Raw genomic sequence first — 14,869 nt, forward strand, 5'->3', positions numbered from 1 at the left:
GATATTGTTATGATCTTAGGCGTGATTTTGATCTGTATTGTAGCAGTTACTCCGATTGCTTATCGTCATCACAAGCGAATCCGTATATTAGAAGATAAAGTTCAGCAATTAGAACAACAAAGAAATAATTAACATAAAAGAACGATCTGCATTCCTATTTGTAGGGATATAGATCGTTCTTTTTAAGTTGGGATACAATAGTAGATAAGTTAGAAATAACAAAAAAAGCCTCTCTGTCGTAGTGCAGAGAGGCTTTTGATATCATCAATTAGTGAATATTTTTCTTCTCAAAGTTACCACCGATAACTTCTGACACATGCTCAATGGCAAGGAAAGCAGAAGGATCGATATCTTGTACAATCGTACGTAACTTGGCAAGTTCGAGACGAGTTACAACGCAATAGATCATTTGTGTATCTTCTTTGGAATAGCCGCCTTTAGCGTACATAAAAGTTGTACTTCTTCCCAGACGGTCCACAATCGCTTGCGAGATTTCTTCGTACTCTGAAGAAATGATCGTAACCGATTTGGATTCTTCCAAACCTTCGACAACAATATCCATAACTTTGGCTGCGATATAATACGTAAAGATCGAGAACATTGCTGAATCCCAACCGAATACAAAACCAGCAACGGCAAAGATAAATACGTTAATAATCATAACGATTTGCCCTACAGGCATATGGAAACGTTTGGAAAGCAAAATCGCTACAATCTCTGTACCATCCAGCGATCCCCCAAAGCGGATAACCAGACCAATCCCGAATCCAAGAATCACACCACCAAACATACTGGCTAGAATTTTATCATCTGTCAGTGCAGGTATATGATGTAAATATGCAGTCATCAACGACATGACTGTAATTCCGTATAAAGTAGAAAAGGCAAACGTTTTACCGATCTGTTTATAACCGATAATCAGAAAGGGAACGTTAATAATAAAGATAAAAAGACCTAATGGAACAGGAGTCACTTCAGACAAAATAATTGAAATCCCTGTTATTCCTCCGTCAATCACAGTATTCGGAATAAGGAAAATTTCGAGGGCTACTGCCATCATTACAGCACCAGTTGTAATGAAAATGAATTTGGCGAGCAATTGGACGGGAGTTAATTTGCGGTGTTTTCTCGGCATACACAATCCTCTTTCTCAAATTATTAGGTAAGATTATTGAGTAATTCCATAAGCGCTACACGTTATGAATATTATTTCATAAACAAGCGAACCGATCGAACTATTCAACAATATCTAAAGAGCACAATTGTACTAAAAAAGATAAGTTACCTATATAAATAATATCATACATTTCTTTTCAATCCTAATAAAACGTAAAATTTAATCAATAAACTTCAAAAAAGGCAGAATTCTCAAGCTTTTCGTATGTTATCGTAGCCAAGCAAGAGAAATGTACGTATTTGTCTGTTAATCGTTTAAAAGGTAGTCAAACAAGGGTATGAATAAGTATCTTATGCTCCAATCATGGGGGTACTTTTATGTATAACAAAGGGCTACTTATTTATAATGGACATGCAGGTTCGCTAACTCCAGAATTACTAGGAACGGCTTTGAGTATTTTGTCATTAGCATTACCTGAATTGAATGTACGTCGAACAGATCAACCGGGTGAAGCACAACAGCTATGCAAAGAATTAGGAGAACAATACGATGTTGTCTATATTCTAGGTGGAGATGGTACAGTGCATGAATGTATTAATGGATTAGCATTACTGGATCATCCGCCGGTTATAGGTGTATTGCCAGGTGGTACATGTAATGATTTCTCGCGCGCACTGATGATGCCTCAACAAATGGCCAAAGCGGCAGAAGTATTGAATGAACGCTATACACGTACGATTGATATTGGAACGGTGAATGGACAATACTTTACGAACTTTTATGGTATTGGATTGATCGCGGAAACGTCGCAAAATATCAATCCTGATCTGAAAGGCGCTTTCGGTAAAATCAGTTATTTCCTTAGTACATTACAGACTGTACGTACTGCTGAACCGTTTACGTTTCATTTGACTCATGATGAAGGAGAAATCGACGGGGAAGCGATTATGATCTATGTAGCCAATGGACGCTTTTTGGGAACGAATCCGTTACCCTTTCCAGCAAGCTCGCTTGAAGATGGTCTGTTAGATGTGCTGATTATTCGTGAAGCAGGATTACCTTTACTACGTGAATTGGTAAGTCGCAAAACAGAAGAAGTCTGGAATCCACAATATAGCAATATTGATTATATTCGCACTACAAAAGCAACATTAACTACTGCTCAACCGATGCCTGCGGATATGGATGGCGAAATTTATTTGGAGACACCCGCAGAGCTAGGTGTATTATCAGGGAAATTAACATTTCTGATCGGAGAACCCGTAGCAGATATACAATAAATCGAAGTGGAACTTATGATGAAAAGTAAGCATAATCAGCCTAACAATTGACGGTGATCTGGATAAGAGCTGTCTGGTATTCTTGAAGGCATTATGATATGAATAGAGAGAACGTGAAATTCAAGCATCGTGATATACAGATGCATTACAGGGGGAACAAGTAATCATGTCACAAGTTCAATCGGTTTATTTTAACCATGATGCTGGAGTCGATGATCTAGTATCTCTATTTATGTTATTGCAGATGGAAAATGTAAAATTAACAGGGGTATCGGTTATTCCAGCAGACGGATATTTGGAACCCGGTGCAGCAGCTAGTCGCAAAATTATTGATCGTTTTGGCACATATGCACCAGAAGTAGCTCGTTCCAATTCACGCGGTAAAAATCCTTTTCCAGCGGCATGGCGGATGCATACATTTTATGTAGATGCGTTACCTATTCTAAATGAATCCGGAAAAATGGAAGCTCCACTGGCTGAATTACCAGCTCACCGTCATATGATTCAACAGTTGTTACAAACAGAAGGAAAAACAACCTTACTATTTACCGGCCCTCTTACCGATCTAGCTCGTGCGCTTGATGAAGCTCCAGAGATCGAAGACAAAATTGAAAAATTAGTCTGGATGGGTGGCGGATTTGCACATGGGAATGTCGATGAGCCTGAACATGATGGAAGTGCAGAATGGAATGTATTCTGGGATCCTGAAGCGGCACATCGGGTATGGCAAAGTAAGATCGTGATCGATCTGGTTGCTTTAGAAAGTACCATTAAAGTGCCTTTAGACTTAAATATCCGTAAACGCTGGTCAACAGACCGTCGTTATGAAGGTGTCGATTTCTTAGGTAACTGTTATGCTTGTTGTCCACCGCTTGTACATATGGAGAACAATTCAACGTATTATTTCTGGGATGTATTAACCACATTGTCGATTGGTCGTCCAGATATTGTACAGAAAAAAGTAGTCAATTGTGTTGTGATTCCAGATGGCCCATCACAAGGTAGAACGGTAGAACAAGCCGATGGTCGTCCGGTGAATTTTGTATATGATACGAATCCGACTGCCTTTTTTGATTATATGATAGAACTCGCAAAAAAATCAGCACCGGCTCGTTATTAATTCTATAAAGTAGTTATTCCGTATAGAAAGAAACTTATATTCAGATCAAATAAATAAAAACAATATATGATCCGTCTGTCCAAACCTATATACTAGGTCAACGACAGACGGATTTTTGACGATATTCCAAAAAGGTGTAGGATATATCCGATAGAGCGAAAATAAATCATACAATCATGATTATTCAGGAGGTGTTTTTATGTACGTGATTGCAAATATCGGGAAGTTTGCCCAATTGCCACCGATTGCATTACATATATACAATAAAGATATAGCTGCTTTAGAGCAATCATTTATAGAAGGTTGGGATATTGAAGAACCGTTTGTTTTGAGTGAATATACTACGATTACTCCATTAGATATGGCAATAACGTTAGAACACGATAAAGTAGTGCATTGGTTAGTGAAGCATGGCGTGAATTTGAATGCCAAAGACAATCCTGCTTTTTTGTTAGCGGTACGATACGGAGAAGAACCGTTGATTCGATACTTATACGAGCATGGTGCGCAGATCAATCGATTGAATCGAGTCCAATCCAGTGCTTATGATACCGCTTATTTTGGCAAAAAAAAGAATATAGCGCTGATCTATGAATTGGGATTAGATATCCAAAAATATGGAGGGTCTGTTTTGCGTAAAGCAGTAGCGAATCATGATCTACAAACGATCGATTTCTTACTAGATCATGGAGTAGATATCAATTACAATAAGCCAGACATGGTCTATCCGTATCATGCGACTCCACTTACTGTAGCTACCCGTAATGAAAATGTAGCAATGGTAGAGTATTTGATTCAACGTGGAGCAGATGTCACGATAGCCGAAAAAAATGGAGAACGTCCATACACTATAGCGGTTATCAATAAAAATGAGTACTTAGCACAACTGTTAAAAAGTCTAGAGCCTGCTGCATTTCATAATGAGCAAAATAAATTATATACTTTGCAAAGTTACAAACTTCCTAAAACATTAATTGAATTTTTAAGTACAGACGAGCGGGTATTGCAGTGGGAAGATTCTGACCAGCAAACACAGCAGATTGAATTTTTGTCTTTACTGGATACGGTTGAGATGAAAGTAGGGCGACAGCGCTATCTACGATTGTCCGCAGAGATCAGTCTGTATTCAGATCTATGTATCGTCTGGAATCCGACTAAAAAAGTCATCGGTTGCTATGATGAAGAGCATTTAACATATACCGCTTTGGGTACATGGTCAGATTTTAGTGATGATCCCGGCAAGTTTATGGAGTTATTAGTATAGAACATCAAGGAGCTTGCTTATGAAAACAGAAGCGCAATATATAGAACAATTACGTTCGTTATTACAACGTACTTCATTACAGGAAGCAGAGTATCGAGACTATATCACCAATCCATTTGTACAATCTTTTTTAGATGATTTTGCTCCTTTTGTAGAGCTGACTGCTACCGGATATCGATTGAAAATGTATGAACGGGGTCAAACAGTTTTTACCAAAATGATCTATGATGAAGAAGCGATGCTGTACTGGATATTAGCCTATACGATAGAACTGGTGACTCATATTCGGTTATTACGCAAATACAAAGTCGATAACAAAACGTCTTTTTTAACCTATGATGATGATCTGATTCAGGAATGGAAAAATGAGCAGACCCAGATATTTGATGCGATTGGCGGCATATATGCACAGTGGTGGCATGAGACAGGCAAACGAGCAGAAATCGAGTCCCGATAAAACGGACGATTTGGAATATACTTACACGCAATGTTCGCTTATAGAACAATATTTATTTTAAAAGTCGTAATTATGTTGCTCCATTCTATTAATTTATGTATAATAACGAGGTCGGACGAACTCAATGTACGACATTTACCAGTGAAGGTGATAAGATGAATCTTCTAGATCACAATGAGTCCAAAAAGAAAATGGCACAGTTATATAACGAAGTATCCAAAGAACTATTTGGTTATGGAACCACTTTGTTACGAGTTTCGGTCGAAGATCATATTATTACGTTTCAAGCCAGACACCGACGTTCTCCACGGTCGGCTGCACTTGAAGGCGAAGATCCTGCACTCAAGCAGGAAGTCGATTTTCGTTTATCGACCGTCTATAAGCGTAAATTTCGTGAAAAGTTAGAACAAGAATTGCAATTGAATATTGAAGCTATATTGCGCGATTATGATGCGTCTACCCAATGGGCTTTTACCAATGTGGTACTGGCGGAGAATCAATAACGCAAGCTGGTTTCAACTGACACGCCAACCTGACTGGCGGATTTCCTTTTTTGATCTATCTTAAAAGGTGACCGGATACAGATCAGTTTGTAACGGGTACCGCTTTGCTTTGTTTATCGAAGAAAAGTGTTCTTGTTCTTACAAGGATACTTTTCTTTTTTGTTTGTTTATAAGTAATTGTTGCAACATTGTTATTCAGAATCAACCATTTGAGAGGGGAAACCAAACATGAGTAAAAAGTGGATGAGTGGATTACTGGCATTAACATTAGCAGGTGTAGGGCTTGCAGGTTGTGGAACAACGATTGATCAGAACGGTAATGCAAGTACAGGTGGCAGTGCAGACGGACAAAAAGAGCTGGTCATCTCGACATGGGGATTTTCGGAAGATTTTCTACAAGAATCGGTCTTCCAACCGTTTGAAAAAGAACATAATGTCAAAATCGTACTCGAAACAGGCAACAATGCAGAGCGGTTAAACAAAATCCGTCAGGGCAGTACGAATGTGGATCTGATCTACCTCTCGGATTATTATGCACAACAAGCGATAGACGATAATTTACTCGAACCGATTGATCGTACTAAATTGACGAATTTAGATCACATTTATGATATTGCCAAAGCTCCCAATGGCGAAAAATATGGCCCTGCTTATACGGTAGCTCAGCTCGGTATTGCATACAATCCAGCTTTGGTTAGTGGTGAAGTGACATCATGGAGCGATCTATGGAAGCCGGAATTTGCTAATAATGTAACGATGCCGGCGATTACAGCAACCGCAGGTCCGATGATGATCGATGCCGCGTCGCGCGTAGCAGGTAATAAAGAATTCAACGAAGATGCAGCATTTACACAACTGAAAGCTTTAGACCCGAGTGTGGTCAAATACTATAGTCAAACCTCAGAATACGTGAATATGATCGGACAAGAAGAGATTGCAGGTGGCCCGATTATGGAAATGTATTTCAAAGATATTCAAGCTGCTGTACCGGGTGCGAAGTTTGTCACTCCATCTGAAGGGGCTTATGCAGTCATCAATACAGTGAACATCGTCAAAGGTAGCGATAACAAAGAGCTGGCTGAAGAATTTATCGACTGGCAATTGAGCAAAGACGTACAAGAGAAATCGGCAAAAGCCAAAGTTGATTCTCCTGTAAATAAAGATGTGGTACTGACAGACGAAGAAGCACAAGGGATTACGTACGGTGCAGATATTATTGAGAATCTACGTAAGCTAGATATGGAATTTGTTAATAAAAATATGCCAGCATGGACAGATCGTTGGAACCGTGAAATCGGTGGTTAAGCTCAAAGAAAGTACGACTGTTACAACCATATTTTGAAGATTGAAGGAGGATGTACTTTGAGTCTAGTGCAACGGAAAGTCATTATGGATGTAGATACAGGAATCGATGATGCGCTCGGTATCATGCTAGCTGTCGGTAGCGGCAGTTGTGATATTTTAGGCATTACGACGGTTAACGGTAATGTATCGATGCAACAGGCGACGACGAATACATTCAAAATTCTACAGTTGATCGATCGTACGGATATCCCTGTTTTTGCAGGAGCAGATACTCCGTTAGTACGGAAGCCGAGATTTGAACATTCGGTTCATGGCAATGATGGGATCGGTGGCGCATTAACTGAGATGAAGGTGGAGCAACAGGTTCAACCTCAAGCCGCTCACGAATTTATGATTGAGCAAATTATGAATCATCCCGGTGAGATCACATTGATTCTCACCGCACCACTGACCAATGTCGCATTAGCGATTCAACAACAACCAGAGATTATCGCTAACGTCAAAGAAATCGTTATTATGGGTGGAGCCGTTAATGAATACGGCAATATCACACCAACGGCTGAATACAATATGTACGTCGATCCTGAAGCCGCCAAGCAAGTCCTAAATGCAGGCTTTGCCAATCTAGTACTTGTACCGTTAGATGTGACACGCAAAGTATTGCTAAACAACAACCATCTCGGTGCGCTCAACCGAACCGCTCAACCTGAAATCGCAGTATATGTAGGTCAGAGCACATCCGCTTATATGGAGCGCTACGAACAACGCAATGGAGTCAAAGCATGCGCAATGCACGACCCACTTGCAGTAGCCGCCGCTCTGTATCCCGGTGTAATCAGTACCACGTTATACCATGTCGATATCGAAACCAACAGCGACTTATGCGACGGACAAACTGTATGTGATTTTCAAAATCGTTTGGGCAAACAACCCAACGTCCAAGTCGCTCTAAAGGTCAACCATATCGCCTTTTTCAAAATCTTTTTGGAATCCCTGAGTAATCTCAAAGCAATTCAACCTGTAGCAAGTGTAGAAATAGAACTGATCGAAAATGCAGAGCAGATTTCCTTAAAATAATATTGTAGTAAAAGATTATGCTATGTGTGAAGGAGTGAGTCTGCTTCAGGAAAGACTTTGTTCTTACCGTCGCTGTTGAAGCTGAATCTGCCTTAGCAGTCGGGATTCAACTTCAAAGGCGATCAAGTATAAGCTTCCGAAGTAGTTTTCTTACGAAAACTTGTAGCTCTTTCAGAACAATGTCTTTCCCTACGCTCCGTACCATTGAAGGTAGGTAGATTTGCAAAAAGCACTAAAAGTATCAAAAAAACTAAAAAATTTAGAAGCTTGAAAGAAACACAGCAACTAATAACATCGAACTTACTCTTTTAAAAGTAACATTGCTTTTAGACTGCTACTCCAACCCTTAACGCGACTATTCTGTATCCCTCGCATGATCTAAAATCGTGCTTGGTCATTTTGTAATTAAGTTATTTTCTTACTAAAAAGTTAGCTTTATTTAATAAAACTACAATTTTAATTTTCGTAATCGAGTGATAAATAATACGTATTTAAGTTTTTGATTACACTAGACCAATCCGATCGTTGCTGTCTCCTCTAAGCGGAGGAAACAGAATATTCTGAAAGAGCGAAGCGCTCGCCTTTGTAATCGACTCCTTACCGCAAAGCGGTTAATCAAAGGAGCCGATTACAACAAGCGACGGTAAGAATATCCTGTTTTCGTAGCGACACTTACTAGAGCAACTCTAATCTCAACTAGCTAATCATTTTTTATCTTTTAAATATTCTTTTAAAAGTAACACCAATTACGCCGTCCCAAAGAACCACCTTAATTCTGCTCAGATAGGAGCGTATCCCACCTATGAAAATCAATAAGATGTACTGGCTGCTCCTACCCGGGCTGCTGTTCCTTACCGTATTTATGCTGATCCCGATTATATTGACGATTGGCTCAACGTTTGTGCAAGAAGGCAAACCGACTTTGGAAGGGTATCTGTACTTTTTCAGAGATGCGTATTTCAATCGAATTCTACTGACTACACTACGAGTCAGTGTATTTACAACAGTGATCTGTATCGCTCTGGGTTATCCAGTGGCTTACTATATTTCTCGCTTGGGTACAAGGAAAAAAGGGATTTTGCTAGCCTTATCTATTTTCCCACTACTCACGAGCCCTGTGGTGCGCTCGTTTAGCTGGATGATTATTCTCGGACGTAAAGGTCTGGTGAATAATGCTCTAGTCGCTACAGGTATTGTCGATAAGCCGATCGAAATTTTGTATACACCAACAGCGATGATTATCGGACTGGTACATCTATTTTTACCATTGATCATTATTACGCTTGTCGGTGTGATGGAAAATGTAGATAGTGAACTGATTCGGGCAGCAGAAAGTTTGGGCGCTTCTCGGTTTACTGCGTTGCGTAAAGTATTATTCCCGCTCACGATTCCGGGTCTGATTATCGGAAGTGTACTTGTATTTGTCGGTAGTCTAACTGCATATACAACGCCAGCCTTGCTTGGAGGTAAGGAACGGGTAATCTCTACATTCCTGTATCAGAATGCGATGACATTGAATGATTGGTATCTAGCTTCTGTGATTGCGACGATTATGATTGTGATTACACTGGTTGTTGTAGGATTGATGAACAAAGTAGCGACCAAATTGAATCCGAAGGGGTGAGACGAAGATGAAAGAAAAACATTACGGGCTGGCGATATTTAGCACGTTAGTCTTTATTTTTCTGCTAGGACCACTGGTGATCATCTCGGTCACCTCATTCGGGCCGGGTACGGTATTGAAATTCCCACCGGATGGATTTTCACTCAAATGGTATCAAAATATATGGGCAGTCGATATGTTTCCGAAGACGTTTGTCACATCGATTGTGATCTCGTTACTAGGGAATCTGCTTGCTTTGATTCTTGGTGTACCTGCGGCATATGCGCTAAGTCGATATCACTTTCGCGGACGTGATTTACTGAATGCCATCTTTTTATCACCGGTACTGATTCCAGGGATTGTACTTGGTTTTACGATGCTCAAATATGTGTTAGTGATGTACCATTTACCGATTTATACCGGTCTATTGGTTGGACATACAGTGATCATGTTGCCGTTTATTATTCGAGTGATTGGTTCCAGTCTATCGAACTTTGACTTCTCTATTGAAGAAGCGGCAGTTAGTCTTGGCGCAGGACGATTACAAGCATTTTTCAGAGTGGTATTACCGAATATCCGCTCAGGCATTATGGCGGCGGTATTAATTGCTTTTCTGGAGTCATTCAATAATGTCGATATCTCGGTATTTATGACAGGGCCGGGAATTAGTACATTACCGATCCAGATGTTGACGTATGTACAGAATTATTTCGATCCAACGATAGCAGCGATTTCGGTCGTATTGATGATATTAACCGGTCTGTTGATGTTCGTGATTGAACGTCTCATGGGTGGGCTGGCTTACTTTACCAAACGATAAGGGGAGGCATACGACGATGACATTACTCAGCTTAGAACAGGTATCGGTGGCGTATGATAACCACCTGATTTTGGAGAATTTCGATCTCAAATTAGAAGAAGGCAAATTACTTTCATTACTCGGACCAAGCGGCTGTGGCAAAACAACCACGTTGCGTCTGATTGCAGGCTTTTTAGAGGCTAAAGGTGGCAAATTTATGTTCGATGGGCGAGATTATACGAATCTGCCAGTCAACAAACGCAATTTTGGATTTGTATTTCAAAGTTATGCGTTATTTCCACATTTGTCGGTCTATGATAATGTAGCGTTCGGCTTACGTCTACGCAAAGTGAAAGAAGCACAGGTGAAAGAAAAATTGTTGCGAATGCTTGATATTGTGAGTCTGAATGGCTTTGAAAAGCGGTTCCCGCAAGAATTATCCGGTGGACAACGTCAACGTGTAGCGATTGCGCGTGCACTTGTGATTGAGCCTGATCTACTACTATTCGATGAGCCACTAAGTAATCTGGATGCCAATCTAAGAGTAACGATGCGTGTGGAGATTCGTCGTTTACAACAAGAATTAGGCATGACTGCGGTCTATGTGTCTCATGATCAGGAAGAATGTTTTTCGATCTCCGACCAAGTAGCGATTATGAACGCTGGCAAAATCGAGCAATTAGGCGCACCGACCGATATTTATCAATATCCCAAAACCGAATATGTAGCTCGTTTTATCGGGTTTAATAACTTTTTGGCTTTTGATGGTACACGTCAAGGAAATACAGGGGTAGAGTGGACGATTGGTGAGTATGGATTTGCTGTGCAGTTACAAGCAGGGCAATCGACAGCTGAGACGTATAAAGGCGCAATCCGTCCAGAAGACTTACGCATTACTCGGTTAGATGAATTGACTGATCTGCAAAAGTCTTTGTCTAATCAAGTACCAGGCACAGTCAAAGTCAGTACGTATCTAGGACGTAGTTATCAATTTGAAGTACAGACAGCGTTAGGAGCATTCACAGTTAATCAAGAAATGGATATCCCGATCGCACCCGGTCAACAGGTGATGATTACTTTTCCAGCGGATAAGATTGTGATGGTGGGACAATGAGTAGTGTAAATACATCCACGACCCACAGTCATGAAGCTAACACATCTACATTAGCTCCAATCGCTGTTGATCTGTTGATCACAAATGTGCAAGTGTACAATAGTTACTATAAAGAATTTCGTACAGGCGATGTAGCTGTTAAGGGCGAACAATTTTTATATATCGGTCAGCAAAGCAGTGATCGTTTTGTAGCTACACAAGTGATCGAAGGTCATAGACGGTATATGATTCCCGGGCTGATCGATATTCATTTGCATATTGAAAGTTCGATGGTCACGCCAGCGACATTCTCTCATGGCATTTTACGTCGCGGAGTCACCACAATCGTACCGGAACCGCATGAGATGGCCAATGTATTCGGGCTTGAAGGGGTCAAAGAAATGATCGCCGCCAGTCAAGATGTGATATGCGATATGATGTACAGTATTCCTAGCTCTGTACCCGCAACACCGCTTGAAACAACAGGCGGTTCTATCGAAATTGCGGATATTGACGAGTTGATGCGCACCGAGTCTATTATTTGTCTCGGTGAAATTATGAACTATGTCGATGTGATACGTGATCCTGAATGCAAAACCAATCAGATTTTACGTCATATGAAGACTCATTATCCGCATCTTGTTATTGAAGGGCATACCCCTAAGTTACTTGATCTGGATCTTCATCAATTGATTACAGCAGGCATCGATTCTGATCATACCCACCAGAGTATAGAAGGGATGACAGAACGTATAGCAGCAGGGATGTTTATTGAACTGCAAGAGAAATCGATGACACCGGAAATCATCGATTATATGATCAATCACGATGTGGCAGAGCATTTCTGCTTTGTGACCGATGATGTAATGACAGATAGTCTAGCGTGGCGTGGGCATCTCGATTATATCGTGCGTAAAGCGATTCAGATGGGTATGACACCTGAAGCGGCGATCTATGCGGCTACTTTTACACCTGCAAAACGGATGAAAATGAGTGATCGTGGAGCTATAGCACCCGGTAAGTTAGCCGATTTTATTTTACTATCCGATATCGAGCAGTTCCAGATTGATGAAGTGTATAAAAAAGGATTATGTGTGTATCAGCAAGATCAGCCGTATGTACAGCCTTCTTCCGAACCGCAATTCCCAGCTCACTTTTATAACAGTGTGAAGTTAGAATTGCTGAACGAACAACATTTTCAAGTTTCAGTTCCTAACAATGATGGTCTTTATGAATGTCGGGTCATGATGGTCAAAGACGGATCAACATTTACCGAAGAACGTCTTACCGATGTAAGTGTGCGTAATCAGCAGTTGATGTGGGAACAGAGTGGGTATGGATTGATCGCTACATTTGAACGGTATGGAAAAAATGGCAATCATGCGTATGGTCTGATCGGTGGGGATACGATTACACATGGTGCGATAGCGACAACCTATTCACATGACAATCATAATTTACTTGTTGTCGGTCGTAATCCACAAGATATGGCAATAGCAGCGAATGAAGTCATTAGCAAGCAAGGCGGCTTCTGTGTTGTGTTAGACGGAAAAGTGATTGCTTCACTGCACTTACCTGTAGGCGGTATCTTAACAGAAGCCCCTCTGGAAGAAACAGCAATTGCTGTCGATCAACTGGTTACAGCTATGCGCGAGTTAGGATACAAGCATTACAATCCGATTATGTCGATCAGTACGCATTCGTTACCTGTTAGCCCTGCACTCAAAATTACGGATTATGGTCTAATAGATGTGAATAAAGGAGAAGTAGTACCTTTACTAACAGGAGTTACTCGAGATCAAATAAATAATTCAGACCAAAAATAGATCATTTTTAAAACGCTCTCTATATGACATACTAAAAATCATAATTGTTAAAAATAGTGATATCAAAAAAGCCGTTTCTCCTCTATATGAAGGGAAATGGCTTTTTTTAGATTCGTATCTACGCTTATAGAATCTATTGGAGAGGGTGCAAATAGATCATACGATTATACCTATTCAAGAGGTGTCTTTATATACGTGATCGTAATATTGGAAAATTTGCCGGATTGCCAACAATTGCTGTACATATAGACAAGCATTATCCGATCATTTGGTGAGCTTGATGCTTCATCTGTATTAATTGTTCCCGTATATGAACCACTTCACCGATAATAATCATCGCTGGATTACTGATATGAGCGGCTGTCGCTATCTGAGTGATATCAGCCAGTGTACCCGTAACTATCCGTTCTGCTTCGGTTGTGCCATTTTCGATCAGAGCGACAGGGGTTACAGAAGGTTTACCGCACAGGATCAATTGACTACAGATTTCGTCCAACTGACTGACACCCATATAGATCGCCAGAGTATCTACACTATGTGCAAGCAGATCCCACCGCACAGGAGCTGGCGAGATCGATGGCACAGAAGATACTGCTTCGATAGTTGCTGGCTCAATCGCTGGATTAGCCCGGCATACGGTAATACAAGCAAATGATGTCGCTACACCGCGATGAGTCAGTGGAATAGAAGCACTGGCAGCCGTTCCGATTGCTGACGTGATACCCGGTACTATTTCGTAAGGAATATGATGTTCTGCTAGAAATAGAGCTTCTTCTGCACCACGTCCAAAAACAAGGGGATCGCCGCCTTTGAGCCGAACAACCGTATGACCTGCTACGGCATAAGAGAGAAGCATCCGATTAATAGTGGCTTGATTCATATGATGCAATCCAGGCGCTTTACCGCAAAATAGTCTCTGTGCATCTGGGCGGGCATACGTTAACAACTCATCATTCACCAGACGATCATACATAATCACATCGGCTTGCTGAATCCGTCGTAATGCTTTGACGGTAATCAATTCAGGATCGCCCGGGCCTGCACCGATAATGCTGACTGTACCATATGCTCTATTCATCTTCACCACTCCTTTGCTCAAAATGTAATATAGATCGCTCCACTCGCAGGATCAACTTCGGTGTTGTACGTATGCACACAGCCTTCATCAGGGTCTTGTACTTTTCCACTCCGCAAATCTATTTTCCAATCATGTAAAGGACAATGAATCGCTGTTCCGCACACCATCCCTTCCGATAATCGCCCTTGTTTGTGGGGGCAACTATTTTCGACTGCATGAATACTACCATCGCTCAGATGGAATAGAGCAATCTCAGTCTCGCCTAATAGAAATGTACGTGATCCTTTTTTATCGATATCTTGAATATGCCCTACATGTAATTTAGTCATCGTCATCGCAGTTCCCCC

At 40.8% G+C, this 14,869-nt stretch carries 15 protein-coding genes; 12 read left to right on the forward strand and 3 right to left on the reverse strand.

Annotated features, from left to right (window positions below):
- Window positions 1-9 precede the first annotated feature (9 nt).
- Window positions 10-132, forward strand: coding sequence for a hypothetical protein (locus tag QCD85_RS18790; protein ID WP_273613926.1), 123 nt, complete (start codon window positions 10-12; stop codon window positions 130-132).
- A 136-nt stretch (window positions 133-268) separates the two neighbouring features.
- Here the strand turns inward: QCD85_RS18790 and QCD85_RS18795 are convergent, their stop codons facing one another.
- Complete coding sequence (locus tag QCD85_RS18795) at window positions 269-1,135, reverse strand: YitT family protein (RefSeq protein ID WP_273613925.1); 867 nt, start codon at window positions 1,133-1,135, stop codon at window positions 269-271.
- Window positions 1,136-1,494: 359 nt separating this feature from the next.
- Between QCD85_RS18795 and QCD85_RS18800 the strand changes: the two genes are divergently transcribed.
- The 11 genes from QCD85_RS18800 (at window position 1,495) to QCD85_RS18850 (ending at window position 13,444) form a co-directional block, all read left to right on the forward strand.
- Window positions 1,495-2,397, forward strand: coding sequence for a diacylglycerol/lipid kinase family protein (locus QCD85_RS18800; RefSeq protein ID WP_301263548.1), 903 nt, complete (start codon window positions 1,495-1,497; stop codon window positions 2,395-2,397).
- A 166-nt stretch (window positions 2,398-2,563) separates the two neighbouring features.
- On the forward strand, window positions 2,564-3,517 hold the full coding sequence (locus tag QCD85_RS18805; protein WP_273613923.1) for a nucleoside hydrolase: 954 nt from the start codon (window positions 2,564-2,566) through the stop codon (window positions 3,515-3,517).
- Between the two features lie 199 nt (window positions 3,518-3,716).
- A complete protein-coding gene (locus tag QCD85_RS18810) occupies window positions 3,717-4,781 on the forward strand; it encodes an ankyrin repeat domain-containing protein (RefSeq protein WP_301263549.1) in 1,065 nt (354 codons plus the stop codon).
- 19 nt (window positions 4,782-4,800) lie between these two features.
- The gene (locus tag QCD85_RS18815; protein WP_301263550.1) at window positions 4,801-5,238 is read left to right on the forward strand and encodes an Imm63 family immunity protein; all 438 of its coding nucleotides are present in this window, start codon (window positions 4,801-4,803) and stop codon (window positions 5,236-5,238) included.
- A 155-nt stretch (window positions 5,239-5,393) separates the two neighbouring features.
- On the forward strand, window positions 5,394-5,741 hold the full coding sequence (locus tag QCD85_RS18820; protein ID WP_273613920.1) for a DUF2294 domain-containing protein: 348 nt from the start codon (window positions 5,394-5,396) through the stop codon (window positions 5,739-5,741).
- 228 nt (window positions 5,742-5,969) lie between these two features.
- Window positions 5,970-7,046, forward strand: a complete 1,077-nt coding sequence (locus QCD85_RS18825) for an ABC transporter substrate-binding protein (RefSeq protein ID WP_273613919.1) — start codon at window positions 5,970-5,972, stop codon at window positions 7,044-7,046.
- An 84-nt stretch (window positions 7,047-7,130) separates the two neighbouring features.
- Window positions 7,131-8,123, forward strand: a complete 993-nt coding sequence (locus QCD85_RS18830) for a nucleoside hydrolase (protein WP_301263595.1) — start codon at window positions 7,131-7,133, stop codon at window positions 8,121-8,123.
- An 802-nt stretch (window positions 8,124-8,925) separates the two neighbouring features.
- Window positions 8,926-9,747 (forward strand): ABC transporter permease, encoded by an 822-nt coding sequence (locus QCD85_RS18835; protein ID WP_273613918.1) that lies wholly within the window; start codon window positions 8,926-8,928, stop codon window positions 9,745-9,747.
- Between the two features lie 7 nt (window positions 9,748-9,754).
- Window positions 9,755-10,546: an ABC transporter permease gene (locus tag QCD85_RS18840; protein WP_273613917.1), complete on the forward strand. Its 792-nt coding sequence runs from the start codon at window positions 9,755-9,757 to the stop codon at window positions 10,544-10,546.
- A 16-nt stretch (window positions 10,547-10,562) separates the two neighbouring features.
- Window positions 10,563-11,639: an ABC transporter ATP-binding protein gene (locus tag QCD85_RS18845; protein WP_301263551.1), complete on the forward strand. Its 1,077-nt coding sequence runs from the start codon at window positions 10,563-10,565 to the stop codon at window positions 11,637-11,639.
- Window positions 11,640-11,698: 59 nt separating this feature from the next.
- Window positions 11,699-13,444, forward strand: coding sequence for an adenine deaminase (locus tag QCD85_RS18850; RefSeq protein ID WP_301263596.1), 1,746 nt, complete (start codon window positions 11,699-11,701; stop codon window positions 13,442-13,444).
- A gap of 256 nt (window positions 13,445-13,700) precedes the next feature.
- On the opposite strand, the gene cobA is transcribed toward QCD85_RS18850, so the two are convergent.
- Window positions 13,701-14,522: a uroporphyrinogen-III C-methyltransferase gene (gene cobA, locus QCD85_RS18855; RefSeq protein ID WP_301263552.1), complete on the reverse strand. Its 822-nt coding sequence runs from the start codon at window positions 14,520-14,522 to the stop codon at window positions 13,701-13,703.
- A 17-nt stretch (window positions 14,523-14,539) separates the two neighbouring features.
- The gene (gene nirD, locus QCD85_RS18860; protein WP_301263597.1) at window positions 14,540-14,851 is read right to left on the reverse strand and encodes a nitrite reductase small subunit NirD; all 312 of its coding nucleotides are present in this window, start codon (window positions 14,849-14,851) and stop codon (window positions 14,540-14,542) included.
- Window positions 14,852-14,869 lie beyond the last annotated feature (18 nt).

It is taken from the genome of Paenibacillus sp. PsM32 (assembly GCF_030433815.1).
Classification (GTDB): Bacteria; Bacillota; Bacilli; order Paenibacillales; family Paenibacillaceae; genus Saccharibacillus; species Saccharibacillus kyungheensis.

Bases quoted from the DNA above. Each gene is read 5' to 3' on its own strand.
- QCD85_RS18790 (WP_273613926.1), top strand. From the start codon at position 10: ATGATCTTAGGCGTGATTTTGATCTGTATTGTAGCAGTTACTCCGATT.
- QCD85_RS18795 (WP_273613925.1), bottom strand. From the start codon at position 1,135: ATGCCGAGAAAACACCGCAAATTAACTCCCGTCCAATTGCTCGCCAAA.
- QCD85_RS18800 (WP_301263548.1), top strand. From the start codon at position 1,495: ATGTATAACAAAGGGCTACTTATTTATAATGGACATGCAGGTTCGCTA.
- QCD85_RS18805 (WP_273613923.1), top strand. From the start codon at position 2,564: ATGTCACAAGTTCAATCGGTTTATTTTAACCATGATGCTGGAGTCGAT.
- QCD85_RS18810 (WP_301263549.1), top strand. From the start codon at position 3,717: ATGTACGTGATTGCAAATATCGGGAAGTTTGCCCAATTGCCACCGATT.
- QCD85_RS18815 (WP_301263550.1), top strand. From the start codon at position 4,801: ATGAAAACAGAAGCGCAATATATAGAACAATTACGTTCGTTATTACAA.
- QCD85_RS18820 (WP_273613920.1), top strand. From the start codon at position 5,394: ATGAATCTTCTAGATCACAATGAGTCCAAAAAGAAAATGGCACAGTTA.
- QCD85_RS18825 (WP_273613919.1), top strand. From the start codon at position 5,970: ATGAGTAAAAAGTGGATGAGTGGATTACTGGCATTAACATTAGCAGGT.
- QCD85_RS18830 (WP_301263595.1), top strand. From the start codon at position 7,131: ATGGATGTAGATACAGGAATCGATGATGCGCTCGGTATCATGCTAGCT.
- QCD85_RS18835 (WP_273613918.1), top strand. From the start codon at position 8,926: ATGAAAATCAATAAGATGTACTGGCTGCTCCTACCCGGGCTGCTGTTC.
- QCD85_RS18840 (WP_273613917.1), top strand. From the start codon at position 9,755: ATGAAAGAAAAACATTACGGGCTGGCGATATTTAGCACGTTAGTCTTT.
- QCD85_RS18845 (WP_301263551.1), top strand. From the start codon at position 10,563: ATGACATTACTCAGCTTAGAACAGGTATCGGTGGCGTATGATAACCAC.
- cobA (WP_301263552.1), bottom strand. From the start codon at position 14,522: ATGAATAGAGCATATGGTACAGTCAGCATTATCGGTGCAGGCCCGGGC.
- nirD (WP_301263597.1), bottom strand. From the start codon at position 14,851: ATGACTAAATTACATGTAGGGCATATTCAAGATATCGATAAAAAAGGA.